The 17,723-nt window shown below is 39.6% G+C and carries 13 protein-coding genes; 6 read left to right on the top strand and 7 right to left on the bottom strand.

Translation table 11 applies throughout. The features are described 5' to 3' along the window. Nucleotides 1-514 (top strand): translocation/assembly module TamB domain-containing protein (locus ACYVTD_RS05320; RefSeq protein WP_461246749.1); only part of this gene is annotated, 514 nt, incomplete at its 5' end. On the opposite strand, the gene ACYVTD_RS05315 is transcribed toward ACYVTD_RS05320, so the two are convergent. Beyond that, on the bottom strand, nucleotides 467-961 hold the full coding sequence (locus ACYVTD_RS05315) for a hypothetical protein (protein ID WP_461246748.1): 495 nt from the start codon (nucleotides 959-961) through the stop codon (nucleotides 467-469). The genes ACYVTD_RS05320 and ACYVTD_RS05315 overlap by 48 nt on opposite strands. Nucleotides 962-970: 9 nt before the next feature. After that, the gene (locus ACYVTD_RS05310) at nucleotides 971-3,907 is read right to left on the bottom strand and encodes an AsmA family protein (protein ID WP_461246747.1); all 2,937 of its coding nucleotides are present in this window, start codon (nucleotides 3,905-3,907) and stop codon (nucleotides 971-973) included. A 111-nt stretch (nucleotides 3,908-4,018) separates the two neighbouring features. Here ACYVTD_RS05310 and tmk point away from each other — a divergent pair, with 111 nt between their 5' ends. Together tmk and ACYVTD_RS05300 are read left to right on the top strand one after the other, a co-directional pair. Next, nucleotides 4,019-4,645: a dTMP kinase gene (gene tmk, locus ACYVTD_RS05305; protein WP_461246746.1), complete on the top strand. Its 627-nt coding sequence runs from the start codon at nucleotides 4,019-4,021 to the stop codon at nucleotides 4,643-4,645. After that, on the top strand, nucleotides 4,606-5,274 hold the full coding sequence (locus tag ACYVTD_RS05300) for a hypothetical protein (RefSeq protein ID WP_461246745.1): 669 nt from the start codon (nucleotides 4,606-4,608) through the stop codon (nucleotides 5,272-5,274). Before tmk ends, ACYVTD_RS05300 begins: the two co-directional genes overlap by 40 nt. Nucleotides 5,275-5,469: 195 nt before the next feature. Here ACYVTD_RS05300 and ACYVTD_RS05295 read toward each other — a convergent pair whose 3' ends face one another. Then, nucleotides 5,470-6,906 carry a leucine-rich repeat domain-containing protein gene (locus tag ACYVTD_RS05295; RefSeq protein ID WP_461246744.1) on the bottom strand — a complete coding sequence of 479 codons (1,437 nt, stop codon included), beginning with the start codon at nucleotides 6,904-6,906 and terminating at the stop codon, nucleotides 5,470-5,472. A 602-nt stretch (nucleotides 6,907-7,508) separates the two neighbouring features. On the opposite strand from ACYVTD_RS05295, the gene ACYVTD_RS05290 reads away from it, so the two are divergent. Further along, nucleotides 7,509-8,348, top strand: coding sequence for an Rpn family recombination-promoting nuclease/putative transposase (locus ACYVTD_RS05290; protein WP_461246743.1), 840 nt, complete (start codon nucleotides 7,509-7,511; stop codon nucleotides 8,346-8,348). Between the two features lie 106 nt (nucleotides 8,349-8,454). Here the strand turns inward: ACYVTD_RS05290 and ACYVTD_RS05285 are convergent, their stop codons facing one another. Further along, the gene (locus ACYVTD_RS05285) at nucleotides 8,455-8,664 is read right to left on the bottom strand and encodes a YgjV family protein (protein WP_461246742.1); all 210 of its coding nucleotides are present in this window, start codon (nucleotides 8,662-8,664) and stop codon (nucleotides 8,455-8,457) included. Nucleotides 8,665-8,683: 19 nt separating this feature from the next. Next, nucleotides 8,684-10,672, bottom strand: a complete 1,989-nt coding sequence (gene ligA, locus ACYVTD_RS05280) for an NAD-dependent DNA ligase LigA (RefSeq protein WP_461246741.1) — start codon at nucleotides 10,670-10,672, stop codon at nucleotides 8,684-8,686. Nucleotides 10,673-10,771: 99 nt separating this feature from the next. On the opposite strand from ligA, the gene ACYVTD_RS05275 reads away from it, so the two are divergent. Beyond that, the gene (locus ACYVTD_RS05275; protein ID WP_461246740.1) at nucleotides 10,772-11,188 is read left to right on the top strand and encodes a hypothetical protein; all 417 of its coding nucleotides are present in this window, start codon (nucleotides 10,772-10,774) and stop codon (nucleotides 11,186-11,188) included. Nucleotides 11,189-11,205: 17 nt separating this feature from the next. On the opposite strand, the gene ACYVTD_RS05270 is transcribed toward ACYVTD_RS05275, so the two are convergent. Then, entirely contained in the window at nucleotides 11,206-12,015 is an 810-nt protein-coding gene (locus tag ACYVTD_RS05270; RefSeq protein ID WP_461246739.1) for a formylglycine-generating enzyme family protein, read from the bottom strand. Between the two features lie 47 nt (nucleotides 12,016-12,062). Here ACYVTD_RS05270 and ACYVTD_RS05265 point away from each other — a divergent pair, with 47 nt between their 5' ends. Next, nucleotides 12,063-15,794, top strand: coding sequence for a phosphoribosylformylglycinamidine synthase (locus ACYVTD_RS05265; protein ID WP_461246738.1), 3,732 nt, complete (start codon nucleotides 12,063-12,065; stop codon nucleotides 15,792-15,794). 266 nt (nucleotides 15,795-16,060) lie between these two features. Here ACYVTD_RS05265 and purH read toward each other — a convergent pair whose 3' ends face one another. Further along, a complete protein-coding gene (gene purH / locus ACYVTD_RS05260) occupies nucleotides 16,061-17,698 on the bottom strand; it encodes a bifunctional phosphoribosylaminoimidazolecarboxamide formyltransferase/IMP cyclohydrolase (RefSeq protein ID WP_461246750.1) in 1,638 nt (545 codons plus the stop codon). Nucleotides 17,699-17,723: the final 25 nt, after the last annotated feature.

The raw sequence follows: 17,723 nt of genomic DNA, 5'->3' as shown, positions 1-17,723 counted from the left end.
ATATACATTAGACGGCAATATAAAGATTCGCTCTGGGGAATTGTATTATTTTGACAGGAATTTTTATATACGGCGGGGAAACCTTGTTTTAAAAGAAAATGAAACCAAAATTTATCCCAGAATAAGCGCAAGGGCTGAAATTAAAAACAGATCCGATTCAGGAACTGTAACAATAGCAATGATTATAGATAACCAGCCTTTATTCAGCTTTCAACCACGTTTTGAGGCAAATCCCAGTATGACACAGCTTGAAATTTATTCGATTTTAGGGCAGAATTTCACTATTGTCCAAACAGAGGATAACATTGATGAGGTGCGTCATTTATTGTTATCTTCCACAACGGATCTTGTAACGCAATTTATTGCAGGTTCGGACGCTCTGTCTCAACTTGCAATTGGGCGTCAATTTGAAAGACAAGTAAGGAATACTATGAAATTGGATATGTTCAGCGTTAGAACTCGAATTTTACAAAATTTCGTTGTAACAAGCGCTTCCAGCGGCAGTTCCATTTGAAAGAAATCCGCCAATGTTTATACCGTAAGGAATTGGATTATCACGTTGAATCAAAATATCAAGACCGATATTTACAGGAGACCAATTTTCAAAAAAGAACCAGCCTTTTGCCGTCCCGTTACCCTCACCCACTAAAACATCTACAGGACCAAAAGTCATTTCATATCCTTCCGCAAGAACGTCAAAAGGAGCGATTCTTATATCTTCTTTTATATAATTTGGAACCTGAAAACGAAGGCTTTCCGCTTTCGCCGTTCCGTGAAATTCAGGATTCCAAAAAGGACCGACAAATTGAGTTTTTCCGGTAATATAACCGCTTGTAATAAAAAAATCTTTTTGAGGAGAAAAAATATTATAAAGCCTTACTATATCAATAAAAAAATTATTTGTTTGAGAGTCTATAATTCCTTTTTTAAATGTTCCTACAATATTGCCGTGAATGGGCAACGGATCCGATTACCCTGCCCAAACAACTCCGTCGCTATCCATCTCGAACCTTATCATGTCTTTATGTCCGCCTTTTGCCGAAACAGCTCCGTCTTTACATTTAAAAACAAGTTTAAATTCTTCGTCTTTTATATCTCCAAAGTAAAAGTTATTAAGGGATAATTCTCCGTCTAAATCCGTAATTATTTGATCTAAATCAAACCATGAATCTACGCTTGCAAAAGTAGCGTCAATTCCCATGTTTCCCTCTATGGCTTTTTCTTTATAAAACCCCTTTATATCAGCTCTTGCAAAAACGATACCTTTGTCAATGTTAAATATTAAGTCCGACAAATTTGTTTTTAACCCTGAGTAATCCATTTCCAAATTATTAACAGATAACTCATCATTTGAAACATTAATATTAACGGCGGCGTAAATAGCGTTACTATCTATTCTTGTACGCAATGAAGAAAGAGCTATTTTTGCGTTAAAGTCTTTTATGGAATTCCATGAGACTGACGCGTCCGCGCTTATAAGCATAGGACTTAATTTGTGAATAAAACGGTTTAAACGCATATCGGAAACTGAAATATCAAAATTAATATTGTCATCTTTTACTTTTCCAGTGGCGTAATATTTTTCACCTGTCAAATTTCCGTCTGTTATATCCAAAACAAAATATATATACGAAAAATCAGCATCCCATGAAAAATCCGCGCTTCCCAAAAGCATACCGGAATTATCAATGTATGATATTTGCCTGAAACTCGCTCCGTTTTGATCCGCCATGACGGAAATTTTTAAAAAATCCGTATCATCAGCGGCATTAGCGTAACGCGCATTAAATTTATTAAACTCAAGATGCCAAAAATCAGATGAATTATAACGCAGCGACGTATAAAAATTCAGGTAAATTGTCTGCGAATTTGACAATATCGGATAATTAACGCCCTCAATGTAACCTGAAAAGGCTCCATTACTTGATATATTCCCGTAACCATGAAAACCGTTATGGTCTCTTATAATCACAGTTGTTCTGTCTAAAACTTGCCCCTCTATATGCCATGTCATATCATTATAACTTGCGTTTAATAAAAATGTTAAATCCATTGTGTTTGAAAAATCAATATCGGACGAGAATACTACTTCATTCTCATTTTTTGAGAATACTCCTTCGCTTAATGCTATTTGTTTATCAGTGCCGGATAATGACAGCTTTATATTTGTATCCCCTGAGCTAAAAACAATATTAGGCGCGTTATATACGATTTTTTTAAAATCCGTAGAAAAGAAAATTTCCGTATTTATTGTTGATTTTTTTAATATTCCCCTGCTTACGGAAGGAACATTTAAAGATTCTGAAAAAGGACGAAGAATTTCTGTTATTTCAAATAAAGACAACGAATCCATTTTTAAAGAGGCTTCTATTTCTTCGGGATTACCGCTATAAATAGCGTCCAAAAAAACATTTCCGCCTTCCGTAAATAAACATGAAGTTTCTATTTCCATTCCCTTATCCATGGGATACAAAAGTATCGATAATTCTTTTATTGTTGTTTGGGCAATATTGATATTTTCGCCTGAAATTAAAATATTGTCATTATTACTGGAGATGTTAACCACGGCGTTTAATTTTTCTTTTCCGGTAAGACTAAAGTTCTCAAAATAAATTGTTCCGCGCGATTTTAGCGGCTTAAAACGCAAATCGCCCGAAAGCCCAAATGTTCCGTAAAAAATATCATTTTTTGAATTTCCGGAAGAAATATAAAAATCATTTACAACTATTTCTTTTTCATTTCCGTAAACGTCAACAACAAAAGAAGCGTTGTTTTTTGAGGATATTTTTTTATTATCGCCTTTTATGTTTACATTGTAATTTATAAATCCGTTATCAAAAACAAAAGAAGAATAGCCGGTTATATGCATAAAAAATAAATCGCTTACGTTTTTAAATTCATCTGAAAGTTTTATCATGTTTTCAGGTTTAAAATCATTAACATTTATTCCCGCCTGTAATTTTTGGGGTTCGATATAATAGTTAAAGTAATAATTATTAAGTTGATTTTCTTCTTGGGGTTTTACATTGATAATATTGTTTTTATAAGTTAAAGAAGTTTTAAAAGGGCTTAAATTAAAAAGTTTTTTCTGTTTTGTGCTGTTATTGGAAACAGGCTTTATAAACGACGCCGTCTTTTTTACTTCATCTTGCGCAAAACAAGACAAGTCATATACTGAAAACTCTGCGCTCGCGTTATCCAAACTTGGCGAAAATATTCCGCTGATACCCGAATCGGCGTTTACGGTTATTGTCCTGCCAAAAAGATTTGCTTTTTTATACTCTGAATAGAATCGCCCGGACAGCATTATTTCGCCGTCTTTTTCTTTTAAGTTCAGGTTAGTGTCATGGAGTTTATATACGCTCTTTTTGTCGGTTAAACTGAAATTTAAATGCCGTATTTGATAATTGGCGTTACGCGGCAGAAATTCCGTTATCTGAAAAGATTCATCTTTATCGACTTTGTTTTTATTTTCTTTAATTAATGTTGAAATAAATTCAAAGTAATCGGCGTTTTTTTCCGTATCTAAATTAATCTCGGGTTTATCAATATCAACGGTATGTATAAATGTTTTTTTTCGCAGTAATAATTCCCATAATGAAAAATGAATTTTAACCTGTGATACTTTAAAAATGGGTATTTCTCCCTTATAAAAATTTAAATTTTTGATGCTGATAGAGCCTAAAAATGAAGGACGTATTGAAGCGTAACGTATCTTTGTTCCCGTTAAATTTTCTAATTTTTCTATAAAGCCTGAGCGAATTTTTAACATTTCTCTGTTTAAAGCCTGCTGTACAGGACGAAAAATAACAGCTGAAAGGACTATTAACCCCAGAAAAATGAGAATTTTTACATAAAATGAGACAGGAAGCCCCTTTTTCCCGTCTTTTTCGATAAATATTGACATTTATTACTATATTATAACACATTCTACGGCAAAAAGTATCAATTTTTAAACGATTAATAGGGATTTTTTAGAGATAATGACATTTTTTGCTTTTTATGATAGCATATCTTTATGGAAATTATTCCTAATTTTGTCGTTTTTGAAGGCGGAGACGGAAGCGGAACCACTACACAACTGGCAATGCTGTCTGAACGCCTAAGAAAAAGCAATAAACCCGTATTTTTTCCCACATTTGAGCCTACAGATGGACAAATCGGCAAAATTATACGCTCCGCTTTAAAAAAAGAAATGATTTTAAAGCCGGAAACCCTCGCCATGCTCTTTGCCGCCGATAGAAACGAGCATTTAACCGCTCGTGACGGCATTTTAAATCGTGTAAAACACGGAGAATTGGTTGTTAGCGACAGATATGTGCTGTCTTCCCTTGTTTATCAGGGAATTGAATGTGGCGATGACTTGCCAACCGCCCTTAATTCCCGCTTTGCCGCCCCAGAATTAACGTTTTTCTTTGATATTGACCCTAAAATCGCAATAAACAGAATGAGTAAACGGGGTTCTTTGGAGATATACGAATACCTTGAGTTTCAGGAAAAAGTACGGCAAAAATACATATCCGCAGTTGATGACTACAAAAAAAATGGGGCAAGGGTGGAAATAATCGATTCATCAAAAACCATTACTGAAGTTGCGGATCGGGTATGGAGCATAATCTCCAAAATGCCGATATTCAAAATATAGTGAAAACAGTCTTAAAAATAACAGCCATCTTTGTTTTACTGTCCTCGGCAATTCCCGTAAACGGATATTTTGTTACCTACAAAGAACAGTATTACAGGCTTTTTCATCTGCATTATATTCAATATCCCGATGACACAATGGAAAATATTTATTGGCTTGAACAAGCGTTAAAAGCCGAATTTGCCAATCCGTTATACGCTCTTGCGTTAATCGAAGATGAAAACCAATGGGAAAAATACCGCTATCTTTTTTCCATGCACATAAACATAAAACTGATAGAACAATATATGTTATTGGGCAACAAATGGAATAAGCGCAACGCCTTTTTTTACAACGCCCCCTGGAAAGATCAAAACCTTGAAAGCCTTGATACCGCCGAAACCTGTTTTCGCACCGCTCTTTACTACTGGGACGAGGCTCTTGTATGGTACAAGAAAGCCAACGACAGGCGTTTCAGGTGGATAGACATTCCCAAGATTCAATTTTGGCAAGACGAGGCTTTTAGGATAGAAAATGGCACGTTGAACTACGCAAAAACTATTAACCGAGAGCTTGAGTCTTTGCAGAAAGTGCGTGAGAAGTTTCAGGCTATGGAGAATTTTTATAGAGTGCAGGATTCGTTGCAGTAGGAATTATTTAACCACGAACCAATGCGAACAGAGAAAGATGAGAGTCCTGTCCAAAAAACACCTTTAAACACCATGACAAGAGAATATATTGTATAGTGGGTAGAGATAACATTTTGCTTTCTCTACCCACTACCCTGCTATTTTGCTACGCTGGATAGCTAGGAGTTTTGCTTTCCAAAACTCTATACGTTTTTTTTACTGTTTTGTCCATGTTCCGATTGTTGTATCTTGTCTCGTGTACGTCCCATCTTTACCGGTACTGTAGGCATCATTTAAGGTGTTGTCGTTGCCATAGCTACTTTTTTTAAAGGCATTGTTTCCAAAATTTGCGTCTTCGATATTGCTCCCTGTTGCGAATGTTACACTGGTAAGGTTAATGCAATAGGAAAAAGCGGAATTCCCAATGCTGGTAACGCTTGCGGGTATGGTTACGCTGGCAAGGCTGCAAGAGCAAAAAGCGCTATCCCCGATGCTGGTAACGCTGTTCCCTATGGTTACGCTGGCAAGGTTGTCGCAAGAGTAAAAAGCGCTATCCCCGATGCTTATAACGCTGTTGGGTATGGTTACGCTGGCAAGGTTGTCGCAAGAGTAAAAAGCGCTATCCCCGATGCTTATAACGCTGTTGGGTATGGTTACGCTGGCAAGGTTGTCGCAAGAGTAAAAAGCGCTATCCCCGATGCTTATAACGCTGTTGGGTATGGTTACGCTGGCAAGGCTAACACAATTGTTAAATGCACTATCCCCGATGCTGGTAACGCTGTTCCCTATGGTTACGCTGGCAAGTTCATAGCAAAAGTAAAAAGCGTAATTCCCAATGCTTATAACGCTGTCGGGTATGTCTATGCTGGTAATGGCACAGCTGGAAAAAACGTTATCCCCAATGCTTGTAACGCTACTGGGTATATTTACGCTGGCAAGTTCATAGCAATTGTTAAATGCGCCATTCCCAATGCTTATAACGCTGTCGGGTATGTCTATGCTGGTAATGGCACAAACGGAAAAAGCGTAATTCCCAATGCTTGTAACGCTGTCGGGTATGTCTATGCTGGTAATGGCACAACCGGAAAAAGCGTAATTCCCAATGCTTGTAACGCTACTGGGTATATTTACGCTGGCAAGGTTGTCGCAACTGTTAAATGCGCCATCCCCAATACTGGTAACGCTGTTTGGTATGGTTACGCTGGTAAAGCCACAGCTGCTAAAAGCATTATCCCCAATTCTGGTAACGCCGTCGGGTATGGTTACGCTGATAAGATTATTGTTACCGAAAAAAGCGTCATCCACAATGCTTGTAAAGGTAGCTTCGGAAAGGTCAAGGGAGAAGTATTTGGTTTTGTTGTGATTAAGCAGATATGCAACACTTCCTATAACATTGTAACCGCCACCAAGACTGCTGACGTTTAGTTTGACAATGTATGGCGTTGTTGCGGTGTTGTCTGGTTGTTCGCTTAACCATGTTCCAAAATCGTTAACGCTGTCAGTAATAAAATCGGGTTCTTTTGGCAGAGACGAAGATGAAGGTGATGGGGAAGGGTCAGGCTCTTCTGTTGGACACCCTGTCAGGGACAGTGCTAAAAATCCAATTACCGCGATAATCGCGACAATTCCCAAAAGTTTTTTTGTCAGCTTCATAAGAAATTCCTTTTTGCGGTAGAACAAGAGGGGTTTACCGCTCGCGGTCTTTTCCCGCCGTCAGTTTTTGTGTGTTTTCCGCATAAGCCGAAAACGACAAAAAAATGTAGGTAAAAATACCTAAAAAAGTGCGAAAATAAAGGGACGTTTAAATTCGACATTGCACAAAAACTGCTCTGTTTTTTTAAAAGTTATTCTTTTAAGAATTTGTGTTTATTTTTTATAAATATTGTATTTAACTTAAAATTTTCTTGACTAATATTAAAATATTTTGTACTATTTCAAAATAAAAATGTATGAAGAAAAAACAAAGAGTGTCGAATTTAAACGTCCCTTTTTTCCAGCAGAAATATAGGTAAATTTACCTATAAACAATCCCTTAATTTAGCTCTTTTTTACTATTTTTTTGATAGTTTTATCATTGGAAAACTCAAAGTCCTCTTGATTCGACCTTGGTTCGTGATGTTCGTGGTAAGAATTCCTTAAAAAGTTAAAATTTTTTCAAATTTAGTCAAGCAAAACGGCACTCTCACGCCATATAGGGTATGTAGTTTTTAATCCATCTTGTGATGGTAACTACAAACTTTACTATGGAGTTTGCCATGGAAACAAACAAGAAATTTAAAAACAGCGTTTTCTCTTTCATCTTCAGCAAGCCTGACGTTTTAAGAGAACTCTACTGCGCCCTAGAGGGGGTAACCCTCAGCCCCGATGTCCCTGTCGTCATCAACACCCTAGAGGACATTCTGTTCATGGATATGATCAACGACATATCCTTTGAAATCGGCGGGAAACTGGTCGTGCTTATTGAACACCAGTCAACCATAAACCCTAACATGGCTTTACGCCTGCTTATGTATGCGGGCAGGGTTTATGAAAAGATCATTGACGACAAAAAGATTTATTCGTCAACAAAAATCTCGATTCCAAAGCCAGAGTTTTTTGTGCTGTACAACGGGGTAAAGCCGTTTCCCGATGAGAAAATCGTAAGGCTTTCAGAACTGTTTGAAAGTACTGAAAATTTGGGGCTTTCGGAAAAGGAGCTTCCGTCGTTAGAGTTGGAGGTAAGGGTGCTAAACATAAACAAGGGAAAGAACGAAGGAATAGCAAAAAAGTGCCATACGCTGCAGCAATACAGCGCGTTCATAGCGAAGGTTAGGGAGTATCAAGAAGAGGGATTATCACTTAAGGAAGCGATAAAAAAGACCGTGCAATATTGCCGCAAACATGATATATTGAAAGAGTTAATGGAGAAATATGCCAAGGAGATTATGAGTATGCTAACAACAGAATGGGACTGGGACACCGCGAAAAAAGTCTGGCAGGAAGAAGCCCGGGAAGAAGGACGAGAAGAAGGAATTGAGGTAGGTCGTGAGGAAGTCTTGAATTTTTTCGAACAAGGATTGTCAATTGATGAGATAAAAGGGCGGTTAAAAAATTAATGAGTATAATTTTTGGAGAATGGGATTGGGACACGTTTTTATTTTTCGTGCATTTTAGAAGTTGAATTTGATGCTTGCATTGTCAAAGACACATAAATGTAATACCCTACTTCTTCCTATTCCTAATTATGTGAAAAATATTTATTCCAAAACAATAGGCGTTAATTATAGCGACAGGATAACTGCGAATAAATAATCCGTAAATTACAAAACAGGCTGAGCCTGTCATGTTTAGAATGCGAAAATAAAAATTGTTGCTTATTGTTATTGAGACAGCGATTAAAATTGACGCTAAATAACCAATCCATTCTGTCATAATATCTCCTTAAAAATTTCTAAAATAACTCCCCCTGCTCAGAAGTGGGCTGTTTTTTAGTCTCTGAAGATAACAACTCCAAAAACTCATCTTCATTAATTATTTTTATTCCAAGTTCCATAGCTTTTTTGTTCTTTGAAGAGCCAGAGGCTGGGTCATTGGTAACAAGGTAGGTAAGCCCCTTCACTACCGATGTCTTTGCCTGCGCGCCAAGGGCTTTTATTTTCTCCTCCGCCTCTCCCCTCTTCATCGACTTTAATTCCCCCGTGAAACAAAAAGACATTCCTCGCATGGGTTGGGTTCCTTCCGAGGGCGGTGGCGCTATCGAAATTATTCCTGTCTTTAATACTGCGTCCATTTCGGCGGCACATTCTTTAAGACCGTCAGTAATTACAGAAGCGGTTATTTCTCCAAGACCGTAGACGGCGGCAATATCAGCCACGGATGCGTTGCGAAGTTTTTCCAGAGTGTCAAAACCGGCGGCGGATATTTTTTCCATTGTGGTTTCGGCGACTCCTTCCATGTCAAAACCTGCCGTAAAAGCGGCAAGGGAAAGTTCACGTTTTGTTTGTATGTGGCGGATTACTTTTGCCGCTGAAAGCTCTCCCATTCTGTCGAATTCGGCAAGCTCCTCAGTGGTCAACGTGTAGAATTCGTGAATATGCCTTACCCTATTTTTTTCAAATAATTGGCGAAGAAGTTTTTCCCCCAACTCACGAATATCCAGTACCGACACCCATTTTTCTAGTCGGTGCAAAAGACGCTTTGGACAAGCGGTGTTTGGGCAGTAAAGCCTCGTCCCTGCGTCAACAAGATCTGTATTGCACACGCCGCAGATTTTTGGAAAATCAATTTCCTTAGTTTTTTCTTTTGATGAAACAGGAGCAAGCCCTTCGATCTTAGGAATTATTTCCCCTCGTTTTACAACAGAAACAGTTGAACCGATTTTTAAGCCCATAGAACGAATCATATCCGGGTTGTTAAGGTTCGCTCTTTTTACCGTAGTTCCGGCAAGACGCACAGGATCGACTACGCCGATTGGGGTATATGTTGCCCCCGACTCGCTCCATATCACCTCACGCAAAACGCTGAACGCAGTTTCCAACTCAAATTTAAATGCAATTTGCTTTTCGGGGCGAGCTTTGCGAAGATCGGACATATCCGTCTCTATGTCCTTTACCACAAGTCCGTCTATGTCAAAAGGAAGTTTTTCCCTTTCGGCGGCAATTTTTTCCCGGTAAGCGATTATTTCCTTCGCCGTGGTAAAGGGCTTTGTTTCAGTGGTAGTAAAGCCACGCTCTTTCAGCCATTGGAGTTTTTGCAGTTCGTCTTTGAAAAACTTATCGTTGTCCGAAGCGGAAGCGTCATAAACAATGACCTCTAAATCTTCACAACCCTCGCCGTCTTTTCGACGCATTATCCCGTTAGCGGCATTACGGCAATTCGCTTTTGTCGGATATTTGCCGTTCCAGACATCATGGGTCATTATAACTTCGCCCCTAACTCCGCCTGTAAACGAAACGTCCATTTTTTGAACAACGCCGCTCATGCGTCTGGCGTTATCGGTAATTTCATCGCCGATAATTCCATCGCCCCTTGTAACAGCTCGCACAAGTTTGCCTTTTTCATACTGTAATTCAAGGCTTGCGCCGTCCAATTTATACTGAACAATAAAAGTTTTTGTAAACCTGTCTTTTTTATTGGTTAACGAAGCGTCTTTTTCGGTCTCCAGTCCCATTTTTTCAGCCCATTCAATGAATTCTTGCGGATTGGATGCTTTGTCCTGACTGCCCATCGGTATAAGGTGTTTGGCTTTTGGAAAACCGTCCGCATCTGGTCCCGACCCTACTTTTTTTAATACTTCGCTTTGAGGAGCAAGAGCTTTAAGCTCATCCCAAAGAAGGTCAAATTCCCCATCGGAAATTTCCGCTTCTCCGTTGTAGTAAGACGCTTGATACTTCTGTATCAAAGACTCTAATTCATCAATTCTGTCCTTTTTTGACGGCATGGCTTATTATACATTTTTCTTGCTTTGTTGTCAGATGTGAAACAACAAAAACATTGACAAATTAATTTTCGTATTATACCATTAAAAACAAGGGAATATATGAAAAGAATAATTATGGTTTTGTTGTTATCAACATTAGCCGTTTATGTATTTTCAGATGAAAATGTCCCAAAAAATGAATATGCGGAAACAGAAAATATACATATTAATTTTATAAATGTTAATCCGATATTTTTTTATGATTCTTTATCATTATATAATAGTCCTTTAAATATTTCCTCGTATAATAATAAAAATAATTTATTTTCAAATATGGAATATGAGCCTATAATAACTATTGAAGATAAAAAGAAGGCTTTTGGCGATATTATGTTTTTAACTTTTATAACATTATGGTGGATTGAAGATTATAGAGATTTTATTACAGGGAATAATTATAAATATTTTGAAAGTCAATGGAATAAAACAATCGAAGAAGAAGAATTAATAAGAAGATTAATGATAAATCATAAGTGATAAAATAGAGTTCATATCTACAAAGACCGTGCTACTCTAAACCCATTATAAAAAAACTTAAAATTGACATGCTGTCTATACCGATACGCACTTCGGCAGTTAAGTTCTTCAAAATCAAAGCACCCCCCGCGATAAACACGCCTGTCTCCTGTAGCGGGTCCTATCGGATCAACCTGCGCTTCGGCAGTATAGTAACCGAAGAAATCCCAACACCATTCAAGTACGTTGCCGTGCATATCATAAAGCCCGAAGGCGTTGGGCTTTTTTTGACCTACCGGAAAAGTGGAACGCTGTAATGTATCCATATCACGTGAATTGCCCTTATACCAGCCTGCATCTTCAATTTTATCTCCAGTATAAAACGGCGTTTGAGTTCCGGCGCGGCAGGCGTATTCCCACTCGGCTTCCGTAGGCAGGCGGTATCCGTTAGCTGAACGGTTCCATGTAACATTATTTCCGTTAATTGTATAAACAGGGGTAAGCCCCTCTTTTACGCTTCGTTTATTGCAATAATCAACGGCATTAAGCCATGTTACCTTCTCTACAGGAAGATCCTCACCTTTATATTGACTTGGATTTTCTCCCATAATCGCTTCATATTCAGCCTGCGTAACAGGATATTTGGCAAGATAAAAAGAACTTACAGTAACCTGATGTTGGGGACTTTCATCTTTCTGGTTTCTTCCCATTTCCGTCGCGGGGCTTCCCATTAAAAAAGTACCTCCATTTATGCGGATCATGGCATTTTGTACTTGCGGAAAAGCATATTGAGGAATAAAAATCATTAGAATAAGCGAAAAAACTATTATTACATATTTTTTATACATATAGTCATTATATATGATTTTTTATATAATGCAAGTAAGGTAAAAAAATGAGCGTTTATGAAATTTATGTAGAAAAACGTGAAAATTTCGCGCTGGAAGCAGCCTCTACAGCCTCGGATTTACACCTTGGGCTTCAAATCGAGAATATATCCAAAGTCAGAATTATTAACCGCTATTTTGCCGAAGGGATTTCCCTTGAAGATTTTAACAACGTAAAAAAAACTGTTTTTTCCGAGCCGCCTGTCGATCTTGTTTACAATACATTGCCGTCTTTTGACAATAAAGAAAAAGTTCACGTCTTCGCATCGGAGTATCTTCCCGGACAATTTGATCAAAGAGCCGACTCGTGTGCACAATGTATTTCTCTTGCCACGGGAAAAGAAAGACCTGTTATTCAATCTGCAAAAATCTATGTAATAATCGGGGATATTTCAGATAACGATTTTGCCAGAATAAAAGCGTGGCTTATAAACCCCGTAGAAAGCCGTGAAGCGTCTTTACAAAAACCCCTAACGCTTAAACAAAATCTGCAAGCCCCTTCGGACGTTAATATTATTGATGGTTTTATTTCCTTAAACGATTCAGAGCTTGAAGGACTGCTTAAAAAAATGAACCTTGCTATGGATTTGCAGGATATAATTTTCTGCCGCAATTATTTTCGCAATACCGAAAAAAGAGACCCTACTGTAACAGAGATAAAAGTTCTTGACACATATTGGTCAGATCATTGCCGTCATACGACATTTTTAACACAGCTTGACGAAATTCAAATTGACGATAAGGACATTCTTGAAAGTTATAAAAATTACCTTGAATTGCGTTTATACTGCGGACGGGGCGACAAGCCTGTTACGTTAATGGACATGGCTACTATCGGGACAAAAGTTCTTAAAAAAAATGGGCTTCTGCCTGATTTAGATGAATCCGAAGAAATAAACGCCTGTTCCGTAAAAATAAAAGTTGACGTAAACGGCTGTAATAAAAATTGGCTGTTAATGTTTAAGAACGAAACGCACAACCACCCCACCGAAATTGAACCTTTCGGCGGAGCGGCTACTTGTCTTGGAGGTGCGATACGTGATCCGCTTTCAGGCAGGGCATTTGTGTATCAAGCAATGCGTGTAACAGGGGCGGCGAATCCTCTTGCAAATACAAGCGAAACTCTTGAAGGCAAATTACCTCAGCGGAAAATTTGCCGTACCGCCGCCGCAGGTTACAGTTCTTACGGAAATCAAATAGGGTTATCGACTGGTCATGTTCATGAAATATACCATCCGGGTTACGCCGCTAAACGCATGGAAATAGGAGCCGTAATAGGCGCTGTTCCGTTGGAGAATGTTGTACGAGTTACTCCGTCTCCAACTGACGTTGTAATTCTTTTGGGCGGCAGAACAGGACGAGACGGCATAGGCGGAGCTACAGGTTCCTCAAAATCGCACACATCGTCCTCGCTTGAAACCTGCGGAGCGGATGTGCAAAAAGGCAACGCACCTGAGGAGCGTAAAATTCAGCGGCTTTTTCGTGATCCAAAAGTTTCACGTTTAATTAAACGCTGTAATGATTTTGGCGCAGGCGGGGTAAGCGTTTCAGTTGGGGAAATCGCTGACGGATTAATAATCGACTTAAACAAAATATTAAAAAAATACGAAGGGCTTGACGGAACAGAACTTGCTATAAGCGAAAGTCAGGAAAGAATGTCAGTTGTAACTTCCAAAAAAAACGCCGAAAAGTTTATCGCCCTTGCACAAAAAGAAAATCTTGAAGCGGAAATAATCGCTGAAGTTACAAAAGCTCCCCGTCTTGTAATGAAGTGGAACGGAAAAACAATTGTTGACATTTCCAGAGAATTTTTGAATTCCAACGGAGCTAAAAAAACCGCTAGGGTATATATAAAAAATATTCAGCTAACAAAAACTGAAAACAAAACTGTAAACGAACAGGAACTTAAAACATTAATAGGCAGTTTGAATATCTGCTCACAAAAAGGGCTTGTTGACCGTTTTGATTCATGTATAGGAGCGGCTACAGTTATCGCGCCGTTTGGCGGCAAATACGGCAGTACTCCTGCACAAGTAATGTCTGCAAAAATACCGGTATTAAACGGCGAAACAAAAACCTGTTCAATTATGTCATGGGGGTTTGACCCTTTAATATCCGAGGCAAGTCCCTACCATGGGGCGATTTTCGCCGTTGTTCATTCGGTAGCGAAAATAATTGCCGCAGGCGGAAGCAGAAGAAAATGCTGGCTTACATTTCAGGAATATTTTGAAAGGTTACGTGATGATCCGCTCCGTTGGGGAAAACCAGCTTCCGCCTTGTTAGCCGCTCTTGACGCTCAAATCGGTCTTGAAACAGCCGCAATCGGCGGAAAAGACTCGATGTCGGGCAGTTTTACCCTTGCCGACGGAGGACAGCTTGATGTTCCCCCTACTCTAGTCTCTTTCGCCGTTTCCACCGCAAAAATAGATAACATTATCACTCCTGAATTCAAAAAAGCCGACAGCTATGTCTATCTGTTAAAACCGCCTTTTTCCGTTTACGAAAAAGTTGATTTCGCTCTGTTACGTGATTATTTTGACGATATTGAAGAACTTATCGCCGACAAAAAAATTCTATCCTGTTGGGCAAGCGGAAGCGGCGGAACCGCAGAAGCTGTAGTAAAAATGTGCATGGGCAACAAAATTGGTTTTACGGCGGAAACAGAGCTTTTTACAGAAGACGGCTTCTGCGGATTTATCGTTGAAACAGACTCGCCATTACAAATAAAAAACGCTATTTTAATAGGACGCACAACAGGCGATTATATTCTTAAAACAAAAACTTATAACATTCCCATTGATACATTACAAGATGAATGGGAAAAAACGCTTGAGCCTGTTTATCCGTATCTTGTAAAACAGGAAGGAAAAATCGAAAATTTTTCGTGGAAACGGGAAAAAACAGAAAAAAATAAGAAAAAAAGCGTATTAAGTTCGTTCGTAAAACCCAAGTTTGTTATTCCTGTTTTTCCCGGAACCAACAGCGAATACGACAGTGCGAGGGCTGTAGAAAAAGCGGGTGGAAAAGCGGAAATATTTGTTATACGAAACTTAACTCCCGCCGCCGTAGCCCAAAGCGTTACTGAGTTTGAAAAGGCTGTAAGAAAATCGCAGGTAATTTTTATTCCGGGAGGTTTTTCAGGCGGAGATGAGCCTGACGGATCGGGAAAATTTATTACGGCATTTATGCGTAACAGTGCGATTAAAGACGCTGTTACAGACCTTTTACAAAACAGAGACGGGCTTATCTGCGGAATATGCAACGGATTTCAGGCGCTTATAAAACTTGGGCTTGTGCCGTATGGCGAAATCCGTGATATGACGGAAGACTCCCCTACTCTCACGTTTAATACAATCGGCAGACATCAATCTACGCTGCCAATTACAAAAGTTGTTTCCAATAAATCGCCGTGGCTTTCCTGTTTTGAACCCGGAGAGCGATTTATAGTGCCAATCTCGCACGGCGAAGGACGCTTTATCGCCCAAGAAGATGTTATACGTTCTTTAGCGGCTAACGGTCAAATAGCGACTCAATATGTTGATTATGACGGCAACGCCTCGCAAGATATACGCTTTAACCCCAATAATTCCGACTTCGCCATTGAAGGAATCACATCGCCAGACGGCAGAGTCTTCGGTCGCATGGCACATAACGAGCGGTTAGACAACGGCACTTACAGGAATATTCCCGGTATTAAGAAAATGGATATTTTCGTGGGGGCTGTTAGATACTTTAAATAAATTTTTAACCACGAACCACACGAACCAGAGCGAACGAAGAGGGATCAGCGTTAAATACATAGATTAGAGTAAAAGATAATCAGAGGTATTAAGGGGTTATTGTTCGTTATCTTATCGTAAAGCTCATGTTTAGCCCTCAAACAACAACCCCTGACCCCTTTTGCTCTCTACTACACGCATATTTGTAGTTAATATCTTCGCTCTCTAGGTTCGCTGATGTTCGTGGTAGATCTCTTCGCTCTTAGTTCGTGGTAAATTTATTCAAACTAATGTTTAAAGTGCCGTGTCCCTGTAAAGACCATCGCTATACCGTGTTTATCACATTCCTCGATTGAAAGTTTGTCGTTTACGGAGCCGCCCGGCTGTATTATCGCTTTAATTCCCGCCTTTGCCGCTTCTTCTACAATGTCGGCGAATGGGAAGAAGGCATCGGAGGCTAAAACTCTCGCCGGAAGATTGTCGTTCCAAGGGCTTCCGCCTGTGTCCGCCGTTTCTTCTGATGCCGCTTGCAACGCTTCGGCGCTTCTTTGCAGAGACTGCTTTGTAGGCCAGATACGATTTACCTGTCCGCCGCCAATGCCGGTAGCTGATTGCTCTTTAACAATTAAAATAGCGTTTGATTTTACAAATGTTACAGCCCTCATTCCAAAAACCATGTCTTTTAAGTCGCGCTCCTGCGGGGCGTTTTTTGTAACCACTTCCCATTTTTCAAGCAGGATGCGGTCGCTCTGCTGAACTAAAATGCCGCCGTCAACGGCAACATATTCGTGTTTTTCTTTTGGAGCTTTTTTCATTCTTATAACACGCAGATTTTTTTTCTTTTTTAAAACTTCAAGCGCGTCGTCGTCAAAATCGGGAGCTACGACAACTTCTAAAAATAATTCGCCGAGTTTTAAAGCGACTGCCTTGTTTACATTTACGTTACAGGCTATTATTCCGCCGAATATTGACACAGGATCGCAGGCAAAAACTTTATGATAGGCGTCTAACAGATTATCCGCTAGCGCGATACCGCATGGCGTGTTGTGCTTAACGGCGACACAGCAAACTTCTTTACCGCTTGCCGCAGAAGGAACAAGACGGCGAATATCAGACTCCCCTACAGGTTCTGTCCCGTCGCTTTCAAGCCCGAAAGCACATACCGCTTTCCATGCTATATCAAGATCTTTTATGTTATTGTAGCCAAGCTCTTTGCCGTTCAGTTGTTCCATGCCGCCTAAAACGCCGGGGCGGTCGGTATTAAGGTACAGAGAAGCGGATTGATGCCCATTTTCACCATAACGCAAAGACTGCCCTTTTTTAAGAGACATCGGCAAATACGGCGGATATTCTTCATCAAGCAGAAAACGGGCAATAGCCGCGTCATAAACAGACGTTAAATCGAAAACTTTGCCGGCAAGACGCTTTTTTAACTCAAGAGGGACATTTCCCGATTTAAGACCTGCGTTAACTTCGGCATAATCGGCAGGGTCTGTTAAAACTAGCACGTCGTTAAAATTTTTGGCTGCGGATCGAAGCATGGTAGGTCCGCCAATATCGATAAATTCGATTGTTTCCTGCAACGGAAGCCCAGCCTGCACTTTTTCAAAGAACGGATAGAGGTTGACGCAGATAAGGTCGATAGCCTCGATTTTTAAGTCTTTCAGTGTATCGACATGGCTTTGCACGTCTCTGCGAGCCAAAACGCCCGCAAGAATGGCAGGGTGCATTGTTTTTACCCGTCCGTCAAGACATTCTGGAAAGCCCGTAACCGAAGAAACGTCGATAACAGGTATTTTATTTTCCTGTAAAAACTTGGACGTGCCGCCCGTCGAAATTATTTCCCATCCGTTATTGTTTAAAAATGAAGCCAACTCAAGAAGACCGTCTTTGTAGAATACGCTTAAAAGTGCTCTTTTTTTCACGTTTCCTCCCAGTACAATACTAGTA

The sequence above is a fragment of the Treponema sp. R6D11 genome (assembly GCF_054786075.1).
Note: the sequence above shows the minus strand (reverse complement) of the source record. Positions and strands in the feature narration are given on the sequence as shown.